Below are 16,603 nucleotides of genomic sequence, written 5' to 3' on the forward strand. Positions count from 1 at the left end.
TCAGACGGTGCCTTGCGCTGACCTGAGCCTCCGGTTCCCCCGGGCTCAGGTCAGTAGTGCGGTGCGGTGGTGCTCGTGCTCACGGGAGGGCCACCCACCCCCCTCCGCCCGCCGCGCTGCGCTCCACGGCGTCCAGCACCCGCTGGACCCCCAGCCCGTCGCTGAACGACGGCGTCGGCTGCCGGTCGGCGGCCAGGTCACCCATCAGGTCGACGACCTGGTGCGTGAACGCGTGCTCGTACCCCAGCCCGTGCCCCGGCGGCCACCAGGCGCCGCCGTACGGGTGCTCCGGCTCGGTGACGACGATCCGCCGGAAGCCCGCGGTCTCCGGGGCCTCCTGCGCGTCGTAGAAGTGCAGGAGGTTCATGTCCTCGAAGTCGAAGGCCAGCGAGCCCTTCGACCCGTTGACCTCCACCCGGATGGCGTTCTTGCGGCCCCAGGCGAAGCGGGTCGCCTCGAAGGTCGCGAGCCCGCCGCCCGACAGCCGCCCGAGGAACACCGCGGCGTCGTCCACCGTGACCTTGCCCGTGCGGCCGGCGTCGGCCACCCCCGACAGGCCGGACGACGACGCCGCCTCCGGGCGCTCGTGCACGAAGGTCTCCAGGAGCCCGCTCACCCCGGTGAGCGACTCGCCGGTGATGTACTGCGCGAGGTCCACCACGTGGGCGCCGATGTCGCCCAGCGCCCCCGACCCCGCCTTCTGCTTGTCGAGCCGCCAGGACATCGGCGCCTGCGGGTCGGCGATCCAGTCCTGCAGGTACTGCGCGCGCACGTGCCGCACCTGCCCGATCCGCCCCTGCTCGACGAGCCGCCGGGCCAGGGCGATGGCGGGCACCCGACGGTAGGTGAAGCCCACCATCGCGCGCACGCCCCGCTCGGCGGCGGCCTCTGCGGCCGCCACCATCGCCTCCGCCTCGGCCACGGTGTTGGCCAGCGGCTTCTCGCACAGCACGTGCTTGCCCGCCTCCAGCGCCGCGACCGCGATCTCCGCGTGCGTGTCGCCGGGCGTGCAGACGTCGACCAGCTCGACGTCGTCCCGCGTCAGCAGGCCACGCCAGCCCGTGACGGCGTCCTCCCAGCCCAGGCGGTCGGCCGCGGCACGGACCGCCGTGGCGTCCCGCCCCGCGACCGCGCGCATCCGTGGCACGAGCGGCAGGTCGAAGAACCGCGGCGCCGTGCGCCAGGCCTGCGAGTGCGCCGCTCCCATGAACGCGTAGCCGACCATGCCGACGCCGAGCTCGCTCTTACCGTTACTCATACCGCGCCTCCCCCCCACTGTGGGCCCGGCCGCCGTAGCGCAGGAGCGCACGGCCGGCCGGGCCTCGTCGTCCGATCCGTCATCCGTCAGGAGTCGAAGCCGATGGGCAGGTACTCCTCGACGTTGTCCGCCGTGACGACGGGCGCGTAGAGCTGCACCTCGCGCGGCACACCGATGGAGGCGAGGTCGCTCACGGTCTTGTTCTGGGCGATCAGGCGAGCGAACTTGACGCCGTCGGCGGCCTGGGTGGAGGGGTAGATGACGGTCGCCTTGACGACGCTCTCCGGGTCCTGGATCTCCTCCATCATGTTGCTGGAGCCCGCGCCGCCGACCAGGATGAACTCGTCGCGGCCCGCGTTCTCGATGGCGGCGAGCACGCCGATGCCCTGGTCGTCGTCGTGGTTCCAGATGGCGTCGATCTGCGGCTCGGCGGACAGCAGGTTCGCGGCCTGCTCCTCGCCGCCCTCGACCGTGAAGTCGGCGGCCACGCGCGCGTCGACGTCGAGCCCGCAGTCGTCGAGGGCGTCCTCGAAGCCCTGCGAACGGTCCTGGGTGAGGGGCAGCGAGTCGATGCCTGCGATCTCGGCCACCACGGCGTCCGGGTTGTCGCCGAGCTGCTCGCAGATGTAGGTGCCGGCGCTCACGCCCATGCCGTAGTTGTCGCCCAGCACGGTGGCGCGGGCGGCGAACGGGCTGGTGAACTCGCGGTCCACGTTGATGACCGGGATGCCGGCCTCCATGGCCTCCAGCGCCACGTCGGTGAGCGCCGCACCGTCGAACGGGAGCAGCACGATGGCGTCGACGCCGTCGTTGATGAAGCCCTCGACCTGGCTGATCTGCACGTTGACGTCGTTGGTGCCCTCGGCGACCCGGAGGTCGACGTCCTCGTACTTCTCCGCCTCGGCCCGGGCGGCGCTGGTGATGGCGCCCATCCAGCCGTGGTCGGCGGCCGGTGCCGAGAACCCGATGACTACCTCCTCGCCGGGCTCGTCGTTCTCGGTCACGGTGACGGGACCGGTGGCGGTCTCCTCCGTCTCGCGAGGTTCGTTGCTGGTGCAGCCGGCGACGACGAGCGCCGCTGCGGTCATGGCGACGACGGCGCCGGCGGCCCGGCGCGTACGCACTGCTCGAAGTGAAGTCATCACGATCTCCCTTGATCCGGGGTGGTGTTCTGGGTTGGCTGGTGCAGGCACGGCGTCAGCGGGGACGCCGGGCTAGGTGGTCGAGGTCCGCTGCTCGCGTGCGGCGAACCACTGCTGGAGCAGCACGGCGGCCACGATGATCGCGCCCTTGGCGATCGCCTGGACCGAGCTGTTGAGGTTGTTGATGACGAAGACGTTGGTGAGCGTCGAGAAGATCAGGACGCCCAGCACCGTGCCGGTGATGGTGCCGCGACCACCGGCGAGCAGCGTGCCGCCGACGACGACCGCCGCGATGACGTCCAGCTCGAGGAGCGTCCCGTGCGTCGAGGAGCCGGACGTGGTGCGGGCCAGCATCATCACCGCGCCGATGCCCGCTGTCAGGCCGGTCAGGCCGTACAGGTACAGGGTGTGGCGCTTGATCTTGATGCCCGCCAAGCGGGACGCCTCCGGGTTGCCGCCCACCGCGACCGTGCGGCGGCCGAACGTGGTGCGGTTCAGCAGGAACCACCCGGCGGCCGCGACGACGATGAACACCCACACGATTGTCGGCAGGCCGAGCGGCCTGGACTGGAAGGCGTCGAGGAACGGGTCCACCTCGACGAGCTGGGTCTGCCGGCCGGCGATGATCTCCGCGAGCCCACGGGCCGCGGCCAGGGTCGCGAGTGTCGCCATGAACGCCGGCACCCTGCCGTACGCGATGAGCGCGCCGTTCACCAGGCCCGCGGCCAAGCCGACGGTCAGGGCGGTGACCACCATGATCCACCAGCCGTAGTCCTCGGCCATGTACTGGGTCGACAGCGTCGAGGCCCAGATCGACGCGAGGCCGAGGACCGAGCCGACCGACAGGTCGATGCCACCGGAGGTGATGACGAACGTCATCCCGATGCTCACCACGCCGGTCACGGCGGCGAGGCTCAGGACCGTGATGAGGTTGCCGACGCTCCAGAACCGTTCACCACCCGTCACCACCCCCACGACCACGAGCAGGACGAGGGCGAGCGCTAGGCCGCCCATCCGCAGGGCCGGACCCATGAGGGCCGATCGCTGGCTCACGCGACACTTCCTTCCATGACCAGGTCGAGCACCTTGTGCTCGTCGATGTCTTCGGCCTGGCTCTCGTGGACGGTCCGGCCGTCGGAGACGACCAGGACGCGGTCCGCGAGGCCGAGCACCTCGGGGATCTCGCTGGAGACGACCAGCACGGCCGTGCCGTCGTCGGCCAGCCGGCGGATCAGGCCGTAGATCTCGGCGCGCGCGCCGACGTCGACGCCCCGGGTGGGCTCGTCGAGCAGGAGGACGCGGCAGCCGTGCACCAGCCAGCGCGCCAGGAGCGCCTTCTGCTGGTTGCCGCCGGACAGGGTGCGCGCGTCGCGGTCGACGGACGCGGGCCGCAGGTCGAGGGCCTCGACCTGCTCGCGCGCGGCGGCGCGTTCGGCGCCCTCGTCGAGGAGTCCCCCGCGCGCCATGCGCGCGAAGGTGGACAGGGTGATGTTCCGGTACACGGGCTCGTCCAGGAGCAGCCCCTGGCTCTTGCGCTCCTCTGGGCACAGGCCGATGCCCGCCGCGACGGCAGCATCCACACCCGACCGCAGGCGCTTGCCGCCCACCCGCACGGTGCCCGACGTCGCGCGCCGGGCGCCGTAGATGGTCTCCAGGATCTCGGAGCGGCCGGAGCCCACCAGCCCGGCGAGGCCGACGATCTCGCCGGCCCGGACGGTGAGGGAGACGTCGGCGAAGACGTCGCCGAGCCCCAGGCCCTCGACCTCGAGGACGGGCGCCGCGGCCTCGGGGACGCCGGGGCGGTTCGGGAAGGCGTACTCGACCGAGCGGCCGGTCATCAGCTTGATCAGGTCGTTCGTCGGGGTGTCCGCCACGACGAGGCTCTCCGCGACGGTGCGGCCGTCCTTGAGCACCGTGATCCGGTCGCCGAGCTGGCGGATCTCCTCCAGCCGGTGCGAGATGTAGACGACGGCGACGCCGTCGGCGGTGAGCTCACGCACGATGCGGTGGAGGTTGCCGACCTCCTCGGAGTCGAGCACGGCGGACGGCTCGTCCATGATGACGACGCGCGCGTCGCGCGACAGCGCGCGGGCCAGCGACACGATCTGCTTGCCCGCGGCGGGCAGCGAGCCGACCTCGCGGTGCGGCGAGATCTCGGTGTGGCCGAGCCGGTCGAGGATCTTACGGGTGTTCCGGGCCGCCTCGGACCGGTGCGTGACGCCGCCGGTCGCAAGCTCGTGCCCGAGGTAGATGTTCTCCGCGACGGTCAGGCCGTCCACGACGTCGAGCTCCTGGTAGATCGTCGCGATGCCGAGCTTGAGGGCCGCCACCGGGTCCGCGATCGTCACGGGCTCCTCGTCGAGGAGGATCTCGCCGGCCGTGGGCTGGTTCGCCCCGGCCAGGATCTTGATCAGGGTGGACTTGCCAGCCCCGTTCTGACCCAGCAGGCAGTGCACCTCGCCCGGGCGGACCTCGAGGTCCACGCCGTCGAGCGCTCGCGCGCCGGGGAATTCCTTCACGATGCCGCGCATGCGCAGCAGGGGCTGCTTCACCCCTCCGGGGTCCACGTCGACCATGTAACGAACGTAGAGGCACTTTTGGCGACGGTCAAGCAAAAGTCGCGACTTTGTTGCCCATGATTCACTAGAGACATGGTGGAAGTGGCACGGGAAGTGGTTCAGCAGGCGCCCAAGGTCTCTGGAGTGGGGGACATGTTCCAGCTCCTGCGGGACGGTCGGCCCCGCACGCGGGCGGATCTGGCGGCCGTCACGGGGCAGGCCCGGTCGACGGTCGCCGCGCGCATCGACCTGCTCATGGCGGCGGGGCTGATCGCCCCGGCGGGCGAGGCCACGTCGACGGGGGGCCGCCCGCCCGCTACCTTCGCGTTCGCCCCGTCCGCCCAGGTCGTGCTGGGGGTGGACCTCGGGGCGACGCACGCGCGGCTGGCCGTGACCGACCTCGCCTCCACCATCCTGGCGCAGCGCGAGCTGCCGCTGCTGATCACCGACGGCCCGGGCCCCGTGCTCGACCGGGTGGCCGAGACCGGCGCAGAGCTGCTGCGCGAGGCCGGGCGCACCACCGCCGAGCTCGCCGGCGTCGGCGTCGGCCTGCCCGGGCCCGTCGAGCACGCCACCGGCAAGCCGAACAACCCCCCGATCATGCCCGGCTGGGACAACGCCGACGTGCCGGGCATCCTCGGCGACCGGTTCCACGCTCCCGTGCTCGTGGACAACGACGTCAACATCATGGCCCTCGGCGAGCACCGCACCGCATGGCCCGGCGTCGCCGACCTGCTGTTCGTCAAGGTCGCCACCGGCATCGGCGCGGGCATCATCGCCGACGGCGCGCTGCGCCGCGGCGCCCAGGGCTCGGCGGGCGACATCGGGCACGTCGCCGTCCCCGGCGTCACCGACGTCGTGTGCCGGTGCGGCAACGTCGGCTGCCTGGAGGCGATCGCCAGCGGGCAGGCCGTCGCCAACAAGCTGGAGGGCGCGAGCAAGCCCGCCGACGTCGTGGCTCTCGTCCGGTCGGGCGACGTCGCGGCGAGCCAGGCGGTGCGCCAGGCCGGCCGGGACATCGGCGCGGTGCTCGCCACCAGCGTCAGCCTGCTCAACCCGTCGATGATCGTGATCGGCGGCAGCCTGGCGGATGCGGGCGAGCACATCGTCGCCGGCATCCGCGAGGTGGTCTACCAGCGGTCCCTGCCCCTGGCGACCCAGCACCTGCGCATCGTCACCGCCCGGACCGGCACGCAGGCCGGTGTGCTCGGCGCGAGCGCCATGGCCATCGACCAGGCGCTCTCCGCCGAGGCGGTCGATCGCCTGGTCGCGTGACGGGGCTCGCACGTGCCATAGGTCCGCACGCGTCCCGGGTCCGCGCGTGCCATGGTCCGCACGTGCCATGGTCCGCACGTGCCATGGTCCGCACGTGCCATGGTCCGCACGTGCCAGACGCTCAGGTCGCCGGAGCGGCCTGAGCGTCTGACACCCGTGCGGGTCAGCCCAGGTTCTTCACCCGGACGTCGCGGTAGTAGATGGTCTCCCCGCCCCCGTGGTTCTGGAGGCCCACGTACCCCTGGGCGAGGTCACGTGCGGGATCGGTGCTGACGAAGTCGTTCACCAGCACCCCGTTGAGGAAGACCTTGATCGTCTGCCCCACCACCCGGATCTCGTAGGAGTTCCACGAGCCCACCGGGTTCAGCGCCTGCTCGACGGCCTCCGGGTCGGCACCCTGGAAGGTGTAGATCGACCCGGTGGTGCGGTCGGGCTCGTCGCTCGCGTCGATCTGGATCTCGTAGCCCTGGTTGACGGCGACCCACGGGTCGTTCCCCGGGTCGGGGAACCCGACGAACACGCCGCCGTTGTCGTCCTTCAGGAGCTTCCAGTCGAGCTTGAGGCTGTACTGCTCCAGCTCCTGGGCGGTGTGCCAGAGCAGGCCCATACCGCCGGTGCTGCGGATCGAGCAGTCGTTCTGCCGGCCGAACGAGCCGGCGCCCGCCAGGCGCCACCCGTCCAGGGAGGCCAGGGTGCCGTCGAACAGGGCGGTGTAGCCCCGCTCGTAGCGCTCCGGCCGGCAGATGTCCGCGGCGCCGGAGCCGACCTTGAGGGCGTCGAGGTTGACGTTGCCGTCGTCGTCCTCGTCGTAGCGCAGCGTGATGGTGTTGACGCCCCGCTTCAGCGGCAGGTCGCGCGTCACCGTCGCCCACGTCTTCCAGTCACCCGTCGACTCCAGCGCCCACGGCTCCAGCTCCTGGCCGTTGACGAGCACCGACACGGCCTTGGTGCCCTGGAACGGGTTGGGCCCGTTCGAGTAGCGCAGGCTCACGGGCTGGGTGCCCGTGCGCTGGGCCGTGGTGGTGAAGGTCGCCGAGGCGCCCGGCGAGGTGAAGCCGGCCGCGAACCCGGAGCCGGAGTAGCCGCTGTGGTCGGTGGCGACGTTCGCCGAACCGCGCAGCGTCGCCTCCTCGGCCTCGTGGTAGCCGCGCTCAGCCGGCGGCGTGTACCCAGGGATGGCGTTGAGCGTGTACCAGGCCTCGGTGTTCCACAGCTCCCGGCCCTCGGCGTCCGTGAACGGGCGCGGGCTGCGCAGGTGCACCACGCGACCCGGCTCGAGCCCGTCCACCGTGAGCGTGACCTTGGTGCGGTCCCTGGACACCCTGGCGCCCGCGACGAACAGCGGCCGCTCGTCGACCTTCGGCCCGCCGTAGGCGCGCGTGGGCACGTAGCGCCAGTGGTCCATGCGGTACGCCGCGTTCGGGTTCTCGGCGATCTTGGCGACCGTCTCCTGGGACAGCGGCTGCGTGTACTCGACCACGAACCCGTTCCTGGTGGCCCGCATCTCGGTCATGTCGAACGCGTCGTCGCCGTTGGGCACGAGCTTCTGCAGGCCGTAGCGCAGCTTGCCCGGCTCGCTCCAGTTGCCTGCCTCGCCGATGCCGCCCACGTACAGGGCGCCGTCGGACCCGACGATGGTGCGGTTGACGCCGGCCTCCAGGCCCGCCGAGTGCCGGAACACCGCGCCCTGGTACTCGCCGTCGACCTCCTCGAGGAAGCCGCGCTGCAGGCCGCCGTAGGTGACGTCACCGAAGACGAGCTGTCCCGCGTACGGGCCCTCCTCCAGCAGCACCGGCGAGCTCGGCGAGTTGCCGATCTCGTTCTGCGGGACCCAGAGCGCCGGCGCGGACACGGGCTTGGCGTCGTACGGGCCCGCTGGATTGGTGAAGTGGTTGAAGAACTTGCCGTCCTCGATGTGCACCAGCTTGGAGCTGGGCAGCCAGGCGCCCTGGTTGTCCATCACGAACAGCTCGCCGTCCGGGCCCTTGACCATGCCGTTGGGCGTCCGCAAGCCGCCGGCCACGTACTTGACCTCGCCGGTGCGGCGGTCGACCCGGATGGCGGTGCCGCGGTTCTCGGCCGGCTGCGGGTCAGTGGTGGCGCCGCCGTTGTTGATGGCGACCGACAGGTTCACGTAGAAGTACTTCCGGTCGTGCAGCAGGCCGAAGGCGAACTCGTGGAAGTTGCCGCCGAACGGCCACTCGGCCACCGTGCGGTGCTCGTCGTAGAAGCCGTCGCCGTCGGGGTCGGTGAGCTCGGTGAGCTTGTCGCGCTCCGAGACGTAGATCGACTCCCCGATCACGGCGATGCCCATCGGGTTGAACAGGTCGGTCGCGACCTTCTCGACGGTGACCTGGTCCGCCGACGTCTCGCCGGTCACGTTGTCCAGCAGGAAGATCTCGCCCGGCTCCGGGTCCTCGACCCAGCCGCCGGGGCTCACCGAGCCGGACGTCAGCACGGCGAGGCGGTCGTCGGCGGTCCAGTCGAGGCCCGAGACCATGGGCTCGAAGCCCTCCGGCCGCAGGTCGGTGAGCGTGTACCCGGGGTACACCGAGTCGAGGCGCATGCCGTCGCCCGCCGACTCGTCCTGGCCCTCGCAGTACTTGGTGCCGGGAGCCGTCACGCGCACGACGCCGGCCTCGGTGCTCAGGACGCTCTGCGGGACGACCACGAAGTCGGCGGCGCCCGGCGGACGCCACTCGAGCCGCAGGATGTTGTCGCCGCCGTTCTCGAAGTACTCGACCCGCAGGTCGTGGTACCCGGCGGTGAGGGCGGCCGTGCCCTCCTTCGACTCCGCGCCGTGCAGACCGTCGTTGTCGATGACGACGGCGTCGTCGATCACGAGGCGCGAGCCGTCATCGCTGGTCAGCCGGAACTCGTAGTTGCCGTCCGCCGGGACGTTCAGGTTCGCCAGGGCGTGGGCGATGAAGTGCTCGCTCATGCCGAAGTCCGCGTCCGTCGCGTAGTCGATGGTCGGGGCGAGCCGGTCGACGTTCGGCGTCTGGCCGGAGCGCAGCGTGCACAGCTCGCTGAGCTCGCGCGCCAGGTCGTAGGTCCGCAGGGTGACGCCAGGCTCCTGGGGCGGCAGGTCGTCGACGGCAGCCGTCGCGGCGGGGACCGCCCCCGCGAGCGTCAGCGCTGCCAGTGCGACGGCGGTCGCTGCTGCGGCTGCCTGTCTCGTACGTCTCGTGCGGGTCTTGGTTCCACGTTGTCCCATGAGATCTCCTCGGTCGGCATTGACCTTGCGGCTAGAACCTACGAGGACTTCTGTCGGCAGTCAAGCAAAAGTCGTCAGATGATCATCGTTACGAGGGGCGAACTGGCTCTGCGTGCTCGCGGACGCCGAACGGCAGGCGTGTGCTGGCCGGCGTCGAGCCTCGCGTGGCACCGTGGGCGCCCGGTGCGCTGCCGGATCACAGCGCCTCGGGGCCGCCCTCCAGCAGGGCCTTGAACCCGTCCTCGTCGAGGACGGGGATCTCCAGCGCCTCGGCCTTGGCCGCCTTCGTCCCGGCGTTCTCGCCCACGACCACGTAGTCGGTCTTCTTCGACACCGACCCGGCAGACTTGCCGCCCGCGGCGAGGATGGCCTCCTTGGCACCGTCGCGTGTGAAGTCCTCCAGCGAGCCGGTCACCACGACGGTCAGGCCCGCCAGCGGGCCGGTGGGCTCGGTGTCCGCCTCGGCCATCGCGGCGGGGCCGGGGTGGCCGGGCGTGGCGAGCTGGACCCCCGCCGCGCGCCACGCGGTGAGGATCGCCTGGTGCCAGTCCACCGCGAGCCACGCCTTGATCTCGGCGGCGATCACGGGCCCGACGCCCTCCACGGCGGCCAGCTCCTCCTCCGACGCCGCCTCGATCGCGTCGACGGACCCGAACCAGCCCGCGAGCGCCCGCGCCGCCACCGGGCCGACGTGCCGGATGTTCAGCGAGACGAGCATGCGCCACAGGTCCTTCGTCTTGGCGCGTTCGAGCTCTTCCAGGAGCTTGGTCGCGGCGGCCGACGGCGCCCACTCCGGCAGGCTCTCGCCCGACTCCTCGGCCGCGGTGCGCTGCGCCTTGGTGTAGGTCAGCTTCCGCCGGAACGGGGCACGGCGGCGCGCGACGCCGTCGTCGTCCACCTTGGGCAGGCCGGTCTCGGCGTCGCGGACCACCGCCTCGATGGGCAGGAGCTGGTCGAGCGTGAGCGAGAACAGCCCCGCCTCGGTGACCAGGGGCGGCGTGTCGGGCACGTCGGGCTGGGTGAGCGCCGCGGCGGTGACCTCGCCGAGCACCTCGATGTCCAGGCCGCCGCGCGAGCCGATGTGCTCGACCCGGCCGCGCACCTGGGCGGGGCAGGACTCCGCGTTGGGGCAGCGCAGGTCGACGTCCGCCTCCTTCATGGGGCGCAGGGGCGTGCCGCACTCGGGGCAGTTCGCGGGCATCACGAAGTCCTCGCGCGGGTAGCCGTCGTCGGCCAGGGCGGCAACGGGCCCGAGGATCTCCGGGATGACGTCGCCCGCCTTGCGCAGCACCACGATGTCGCCGATGCGCACGCCCTTGGCCCGCACCACGTCCTGGTTGTGCAGCGTGGCCTGGCGTACCGTCGAGCCGGCGACCTGCACGGGCTCCATCACGGCGTACGGGGTGGCCCGGCCGGTGCGGCCCACGCCGATCTGGATGGCGAGCAGCCGGGTGTTGACCTCCTCCGGCGGGTACTTGAACGCGATGGCCCAGCGCGGCGCGCGGCTCGTGGACCCCAGCCGGCGCTGCTGCTCCAGGGCGTCGACCTTGAGGACTATGCCGTCGAGCTCGTGCTCGATGTCGTGCCGGTGCTCGCGGAAGTACTCGATCATCTCCAGCGCGCCGTCCAGACCGTCGACCACCCGGTTGTGCGGGGAGACGGGGATGCCCCACTGCTCGAACAGGGTGTACGCGTCGGACTGCCGCGCCAGCTCCTCGTGCCGCCCCGCCTCCCACTGCAGGGCGCCCACCCCGTGCGCGTACATGCGCAGGCCCTCGACGCGGGCGATCCCCGCCTCAAGCTCCAGCCCGTCCTTGTTCTCCAGGAGCTGGCGCAGGCCGCCCGCCGCCGCGTTGCGCGGGTTGGCGAACTGCGGGAACCGGCGGAGCGCGCCGACGCGCGCCCGTTCCACGTCGAACTCCTTGCCGCCGGCCTGCCGCCCGGAACGCGCACGCGCCTCCTCGACGACCCGCTCGCGAAGCTGCGCCTGCAGCTCGTTGAGCCGCGCGAAGGTGGCCACGGGGATGAACACCTCGCCGCGCACCTCGACCACGTCGGGGTGGTCCTCGCCGGCGAGCCGCTGGGGGATCTCGGCGATGCGCAGCACGTTCCGCGTCACGTCCTCGCCCACGCGCCCGTCGCCGCGCGTGACGCCCCTGACCAGGCGGCCCTTCTCGTACACGAGAGAGATCGCGAGGCCGTCGATCTTGACCTCGCACAGCAGGCCCGGCTGGTCGGTGCCGAGATCACGCTGCACCCGCTCCGCCCACACCGTCAGCTCGTCGGTGCTGAAGGCGTTGTCGAGCGACAGCATGCGCTCGATGTGCTCGACGGTGGCGAACCCCGCCGTCGCCGTGCCGCCGACGCTCTGCGTGGGCGACTCCGGCGTCACCAGCGCGGGATGCGCCGCCTCCAGCGCCTGCAGCTCGCGCATCCGCGCGTCGTACTCGGCGTCCGACGACACCGGGGCGTCCTCCTCGAAGTACGCCCGCCGGTCCTCCTCGATCTGCGCGACCAGCTCGGCCCACCGCCGCTGCGCCGCGGCCTCGTCGCTCGTGTCGACCGACTGGTCGGACGGTCCCGGGATGCTTGTCGTCTCGCTCACGGACACAATCATGGCCTGAACCACTGACATCCGAGCGGTCACCCGAACGAGCCAGTGGGGAAAGGTCTGCCGACCTGGGCTTTCGCCTAGATCCTCCCCTATCGCGCACGGTCCGGTCCCGCTAACATTCGTGAAAAATGCCAGGAATCTACTGAAAGCAGGGGTCCCTTGAAGATCGCCGTCGTCGGTGCCGGGTTCGCAGGTCTGGCTACCGCGAAGATCCTCCGTGAGTTCGAGCACGACGTCACCGTCTTCGAGAAGACGCCCGACGTCGGCGGGGTGTGGAGCGCCACCCGTCGCTACTCCGGCCTGCGGACGCAGAACAACAAGGACTCGTACGCCTTCTCCGACCTGCCGATGCCGCGCGACTACCCGGAGTGGCCGACGGGCGAGCAGGTCCAGGCCTACCTCGAGCGCTACGTCGCGACGTTCGAGCTGCGTCCGTACCTGCGCCTCGCGACGGAGGTCGTCCGCGCCGAGCTGACCGACGCGGAGGACGGCTGGATGGTGACGGCCCGGCGCATCGGCGCGCCGGTCTCCGCGCCCGAGCGGTTCGACCACCTCGTCGTCGCCAACGGGATCTTCTCCGACCCGGTCTTCCCGCAGTACGAGGGCTACGCCGACCTGGTCCGCGCGGGCGGCAAGCTCGTGGCCTCGAGCCAGCTCAACACGCTGGACGACGCGCGCGGCAAGAACGTCGTGGTGGTCGGGTACGGCAAGTCCGCGTGCGACGTCGCCGCCGAGATCGGCCCGGTCGCCGCGTCGACCACCATCGTGGCCAGGCACCTGCTCTGGAAGATGCCCAAGCGCGTGGCCAACGCCCTCAACATGAAGTACCTGCTGCTGACCCGCTTCGGCGAGGCCCTGTTCCGCTACCAGGAGCTGGGCGGCGGCATGGAGCGGTTCCTGCACGGCCCCGGCGACAAGGTGCGCGCGTCCATGCTCAGCAGCATCGGCGCCGTCGCCACCCAGCAGCTCAAGCTGAAGAAGCTCGGCCTCGTGCCGCACGGCGAGTTCGCCGACATCGCCAACAGCCAGGTGTCGCTGTCCACCGACGGGCTCTACGAGCAGATCGCCGAGGGGAAGATCAAGGTCCACCGGGACACCGAGATCCAGCGCTTCGAGGTCGACGGCGACCAGCCGATGGCGGTCCTCACCGACGGCGCGCGGATCCCGGCCGACCTGGTCGTCTGCGGCACCGGGTTCCACCAGCGCGTGCCGTTCCTCGACGACGCCGTCGCCGCGCGCCTGCTGGACGAGCAGGGCAACTACCAGCTCTACCGGCAGATCCTGCCCGAGGGTGTGCCGCACCTGACGTTCGCCGGCTACAACTCGTCCTTCTTCTCGCCGCTGTCCGCCGAGGCGGGCGCCATCTGGATCGCCGCGTACCTGGGCGGCGCGCTGGACCTGCCCTCGGTCGAGGAGCGGCGCAAGCACGTGGCCGAGCGTGTGGCGTGGATGGAGCAGCGGACCGGCGGCAAGCACGCCCGCGGTACCAACGTCATCCCGTTCTCGATGCACCAGATCGACGAGACGCTCGACGAGGCAGGCGTGAACATCAGCTCGCGCGCCCGGACCCTGCAGTGGCTCCTGCCCATCGACCCGTCGGTCTACAAGGGCGTGGTGCCGCGGCTCAAGGAGCGCATCAAGGAGCGGGCGGCCGCCAAGGAGCGAGTCGCGCCGGCTCCGGACGCCGTCGCCTGACGCTCCGCACCTGCCGGACGAGGCAGGCCACCCGAGGTGGCCTGCCTCGTCCGGTGCGCTACGGCAGGAACGCGCCGTCAGGCCTCCGCCGTCACTCCTGGGGCCGTCACTCCTCGCCCGGGCCGACGGCGCCCGTGGCCGGGACCGTGAACCGGACCGGCAGGCTGCCCGGGTAACGCGACCACGGCGAGACCGACATCCTGATCGAGTCCGACGACACCGTCAGCTCCATGTCGAGGATGCGGCGCAGCAGGGTGTCCACGGCGATGCGGCCGATGAGCGGCCCGATCCGGTGCGCGGGGCACGAGTGCGCGCCCGCGCCCCACGTGAGGTGGAACCGGCTGCCGAGCTCCTCCCACGGGTCGTCGGTGCGGATGGCCCGGTCGGCGTTGGCGGCCGCGACTGCGGGGACGAGGGCGTCACCCATCGCGATCCGGCGTCCGCCCAGCTCGCAGTCCTGACGGGCGAACCGGGGCAGCACGTGCGGCGCGGGCGGGTTGCGCCGTGACACCTCGTCCAGGGCGTCGTCCAGGTCGAGCCGGCCCCTGCGCACCCGGGCGGCGAAGGCCGGGTCGGTCAGGATCATGTGCAGCGTGCTCGCGATCCACGCGATCTCGGCGTCGTGGCCCAGGCTGAACATCACGCCGATCGAGGCCATGACCTCGACGTCGTTCGCATGGTTCGGGTGGTTCACCAGCGCGGTCGTCAGGTCGTCCCCCGGCTCCGCCCTGTGCGTCGCCACGAGGACCGCCAGCAGCGACTCCTGCTCGATCGCCGCGGCACGCGCCCGGTCCGTGCCCTCGTACAGCGCCTCGGTGAGCTCGTGCATCTTGTTCCCGTCGGACAGGCTCATGCCGAACAGCTCGGTCATGACCATCACGGGAACCGACACGGCGTACTCGCTCACCAGGTCCGCCTCGCCACGCGGCAGCAGGCGGTCGATGATGGCCTCGCACGTCACCGCCACGGTACGCGCTAGGCGCTTCTCGTCGACGGCGGCCAGGGCGTCGTCGAGCGGGGCGCGCAGCCTGCGCTGCTGCATCCCGTCGAGGTTGTAGGCGTTCTCACGCGGGGCCAGGACGGCGAACACCCCGGAGTCGGGAGGCAGGGCACGCTCCTGGATGTACCGCCAGTTGCGCGAGTTGCGGGAGAAGAGCAGCTCGTTGCGCATCACGCTGCTCGCCTCGTCGTACCCCAGCACGAGCCAGGCGGGCACCCCCGGCTCCAGGTCCATCGGGGCGACCGGGCCCCACTCGTCACGAAGCCGCTCGTAGAGCTTGTGCGGGTCCCGCGCCGTCGTGATGTCCGACAGTTGCATCCGGTCCGGAATCTCTTCCAGGCGCCGGTGCAGCCTGTTGGCCAAGGTCACGCGTTGACCTTCTGGAACACCGGGAAGGTCATGGCGTGCTCGACCAGGGTGATCAGCGTCAGGACGGCGGACTGCCGGTCCCGTGCGTCGCACTCCACGATCGGTGTCTCCGGCAGCAGGTCCAGCGCCGCGCGGACGCGCTCCAGCGGGTAGTCCGGCGAGTCAGGGAACTGGTTGACGACCACCGCGAACGGGATCCTGGTGCGCAGCTCGAGCTGGTCGAGGACCTCGAAGCTGTCCTCGAGGTGCCGGGTGTCGATCAGGACCAGCGCGCCCACGGCGCCGTCGGCCAGGCCTGCCCACAGGTCCCAGAAGCGGCGCTGGCCCGGGGTGCCGAACAGGTACAGCGCGGTGTCGTCGGTCACGGTGATGCGGCCGAAGTCCATCGCGACGGTCGTGGTGTCCTTGTTCGGCTGCCCCGGGTCGATGCCGACGCTGGCCGTGGTGATCCGCTCCTCGGTGCGCAGCGGGTCGATCTCGCTGACCGCGCCGATCAGCGTCGTCTTGCCTACCCCGAAAGCGCCCACGACGAGGATCTTGACCGACCGGGCAACGGTCGGCGCGAGATGCCGCTCGGACGCGGTGCGGTCAGAGTTTGCGGAGTCCATCGAGAATCTTCTCCAGGATGTCCTTGCCGGGCAGGACGTGCGCTTGGTGGTTGGAACGGATCGCCAGGTTTCCCGCGTCGACCAGGTCGGAGACCATGACCGCCACGAGGCTTACGGGTAGCTGCAGGTACGCCGCCACCTCTGCGAGCGCGAGCGTGCCGCGGCAGAGCTGCACCAGCTCGCGCTCGAGCCGGCCCGCCGTCGAGAGCACTGGCCGGCTCTCGACGGCACGGACCAGCGTCTCCGGGCGCAACGTGTTCCGCGACGGGTGCGCACGCCCCGAGGTCAGTACGTACGAACGCACCGGGTGGTCGCGGTACTCCTCGGTGTCCATCCTCTCGCCCCCTGTCGGTCGGTCAGGTGTCGGTCGAGCCGGTGGTGCTTCGAACGTTCGAGTCGCGCCGAGCTCAGGTCGTGCGGGCTCGAGTTGTGCTTTCCGAGACGGCGCCCGGGGCGGGATCAGCTCGAGATCCGCTCCGTGCCCAGCGTGCGCTCCCCGATCATGAGGACCTGGGCCTGCATCTGCTGGGCGATCAGCGCCGGGTCGATCACCGAGTCGGTGACGACCGCGAGACGGGAGCCGTCGCCGGCCCCCCGGACAAAGAGGAAACCGCCGTCGTACTCCACCATCACCTGGCGGATGGTGTCGCTGTTCCCGAATTCCCTGGCCATTCCGATTCCGAGTGCCGCAAGTCCGGCGCAGGCCGCTGCAACCTTGTCGGCCACGTCCAGTGCGGTCTGTTCCGTCCGGACCTTCATCAGCCCGTCCGAGGTGAGCACCACAACATGCTTGACCCCCCGTACACCACTGATGAGCTCGAGCATCCAGCTGTTGCCGTCGGTGCTGGTCATGCCGTGGGCCTGCGT

12 protein-coding genes are annotated in these 16,603 nt (G+C 71.3%); 2 read left to right on the forward strand and 10 right to left on the reverse strand.

Annotated features, from left to right (window positions below):
- Positions 1 to 79 precede the first annotated feature (79 nt).
- From AC0QU1_RS21360 to AC0QU1_RS21375, 4 genes are all read right to left on the reverse strand, one after another.
- On the reverse strand, positions 80 to 1,258 hold the full coding sequence (locus AC0QU1_RS21360; RefSeq protein ID WP_483572275.1) for a Gfo/Idh/MocA family protein: 1,179 nt from the start codon (positions 1,256 to 1,258) through the stop codon (positions 80 to 82).
- An 86-nt stretch (positions 1,259 to 1,344) separates the two neighbouring features.
- Positions 1,345 to 2,400, reverse strand: a complete 1,056-nt coding sequence (locus AC0QU1_RS21365; RefSeq protein ID WP_483572276.1) for a substrate-binding domain-containing protein — start codon at positions 2,398 to 2,400, stop codon at positions 1,345 to 1,347.
- A 72-nt stretch (positions 2,401 to 2,472) separates the two neighbouring features.
- Positions 2,473 to 3,432, reverse strand: a complete 960-nt coding sequence (locus AC0QU1_RS21370) for an ABC transporter permease (protein WP_483576765.1) — start codon at positions 3,430 to 3,432, stop codon at positions 2,473 to 2,475.
- Positions 3,433 to 3,449: 17 nt separating this feature from the next.
- Positions 3,450 to 4,976: a sugar ABC transporter ATP-binding protein gene (locus AC0QU1_RS21375; RefSeq protein WP_483572278.1), complete on the reverse strand. Its 1,527-nt coding sequence runs from the start codon at positions 4,974 to 4,976 to the stop codon at positions 3,450 to 3,452.
- Positions 4,977 to 5,111: 135 nt separating this feature from the next.
- Here AC0QU1_RS21375 and AC0QU1_RS21380 point away from each other — a divergent pair, with 135 nt between their 5' ends.
- Positions 5,112 to 6,233 carry an ROK family transcriptional regulator gene (locus AC0QU1_RS21380; protein WP_483572279.1) on the forward strand — a complete coding sequence of 374 codons (1,122 nt, stop codon included), beginning with the start codon at positions 5,112 to 5,114 and terminating at the stop codon, positions 6,231 to 6,233.
- A gap of 163 nt (positions 6,234 to 6,396) precedes the next feature.
- Here the strand turns inward: AC0QU1_RS21380 and AC0QU1_RS21385 are convergent, their stop codons facing one another.
- Both AC0QU1_RS21385 and ligA read right to left on the reverse strand, forming a co-directional pair.
- The gene (locus tag AC0QU1_RS21385) at positions 6,397 to 9,450 is read right to left on the reverse strand and encodes a 3-keto-alpha-glucoside-1,2-lyase-like domain-containing protein (RefSeq protein WP_483572280.1); all 3,054 of its coding nucleotides are present in this window, start codon (positions 9,448 to 9,450) and stop codon (positions 6,397 to 6,399) included.
- A gap of 196 nt (positions 9,451 to 9,646) precedes the next feature.
- Entirely contained in the window at positions 9,647 to 12,067 is a 2,421-nt protein-coding gene (gene ligA / locus AC0QU1_RS21390; RefSeq protein WP_483572281.1) for an NAD-dependent DNA ligase LigA, read from the reverse strand.
- 156 nt (positions 12,068 to 12,223) lie between these two features.
- Here ligA and AC0QU1_RS21395 point away from each other — a divergent pair, with 156 nt between their 5' ends.
- A complete protein-coding gene (locus AC0QU1_RS21395) occupies positions 12,224 to 13,759 on the forward strand; it encodes a flavin-containing monooxygenase (RefSeq protein ID WP_483572282.1) in 1,536 nt (511 codons plus the stop codon).
- Between the two features lie 106 nt (positions 13,760 to 13,865).
- Here the strand turns inward: AC0QU1_RS21395 and AC0QU1_RS21400 are convergent, their stop codons facing one another.
- The 4 genes from AC0QU1_RS21400 to AC0QU1_RS21415 all read right to left on the reverse strand — a co-directional run bounded on the left by AC0QU1_RS21400 (position 13,866) and on the right by AC0QU1_RS21415 (position 16,588).
- Positions 13,866 to 15,128: a cytochrome P450 family protein gene (locus AC0QU1_RS21400; protein ID WP_483572283.1), complete on the reverse strand. Its 1,263-nt coding sequence runs from the start codon at positions 15,126 to 15,128 to the stop codon at positions 13,866 to 13,868.
- On the reverse strand, positions 15,125 to 15,736 hold the full coding sequence (locus AC0QU1_RS21405) for a GTP-binding protein (RefSeq protein WP_483572284.1): 612 nt from the start codon (positions 15,734 to 15,736) through the stop codon (positions 15,125 to 15,127). Before AC0QU1_RS21405 ends, AC0QU1_RS21400 begins: the two co-directional genes overlap by 4 nt.
- A complete protein-coding gene (locus AC0QU1_RS21410) occupies positions 15,717 to 16,070 on the reverse strand; it encodes a DUF742 domain-containing protein (protein WP_483572286.1) in 354 nt (117 codons plus the stop codon). Before AC0QU1_RS21410 ends, AC0QU1_RS21405 begins: the two co-directional genes overlap by 20 nt.
- A gap of 125 nt (positions 16,071 to 16,195) precedes the next feature.
- Positions 16,196 to 16,588 carry a roadblock/LC7 domain-containing protein gene (locus AC0QU1_RS21415; RefSeq protein WP_483572287.1) on the reverse strand — a complete coding sequence of 131 codons (393 nt, stop codon included), beginning with the start codon at positions 16,586 to 16,588 and terminating at the stop codon, positions 16,196 to 16,198.
- Between the last annotated feature and the right edge of the window lie 15 nt (positions 16,589 to 16,603).

It is taken from the genome of Promicromonospora noduliphila, assembly GCF_056951025.1.

Excerpts from the sequence above, each read along its gene's own strand:
- AC0QU1_RS21410 (WP_483572286.1), bottom strand. The coding sequence starts at position 16,070 with ATGGACACCGAGGAGTACCGCGACCACCCGGTGCGTTCGTACGTACTG.
- AC0QU1_RS21415 (WP_483572287.1), bottom strand. The coding sequence starts at position 16,588 with ATGACCAGCACCGACGGCAACAGCTGGATGCTCGAGCTCATCAGTGGT.
- AC0QU1_RS21405 (WP_483572284.1), bottom strand. The coding sequence starts at position 15,736 with ATGGACTCCGCAAACTCTGACCGCACCGCGTCCGAGCGGCATCTCGCG.
- AC0QU1_RS21370 (WP_483576765.1), bottom strand. The coding sequence starts at position 3,432 with ATGGGTCCGGCCCTGCGGATGGGCGGCCTAGCGCTCGCCCTCGTCCTG.
- AC0QU1_RS21360 (WP_483572275.1), bottom strand. The coding sequence starts at position 1,258 with ATGAGTAACGGTAAGAGCGAGCTCGGCGTCGGCATGGTCGGCTACGCG.
- ligA (WP_483572281.1), bottom strand. The coding sequence starts at position 12,067 with ATGATTGTGTCCGTGAGCGAGACGACAAGCATCCCGGGACCGTCCGAC.
- AC0QU1_RS21380 (WP_483572279.1), top strand. The coding sequence starts at position 5,112 with ATGTTCCAGCTCCTGCGGGACGGTCGGCCCCGCACGCGGGCGGATCTG.
- AC0QU1_RS21365 (WP_483572276.1), bottom strand. The coding sequence starts at position 2,400 with ATGACTTCACTTCGAGCAGTGCGTACGCGCCGGGCCGCCGGCGCCGTC.
- AC0QU1_RS21385 (WP_483572280.1), bottom strand. The coding sequence starts at position 9,450 with ATGGGACAACGTGGAACCAAGACCCGCACGAGACGTACGAGACAGGCA.
- AC0QU1_RS21375 (WP_483572278.1), bottom strand. The coding sequence starts at position 4,976 with ATGGTCGACGTGGACCCCGGAGGGGTGAAGCAGCCCCTGCTGCGCATG.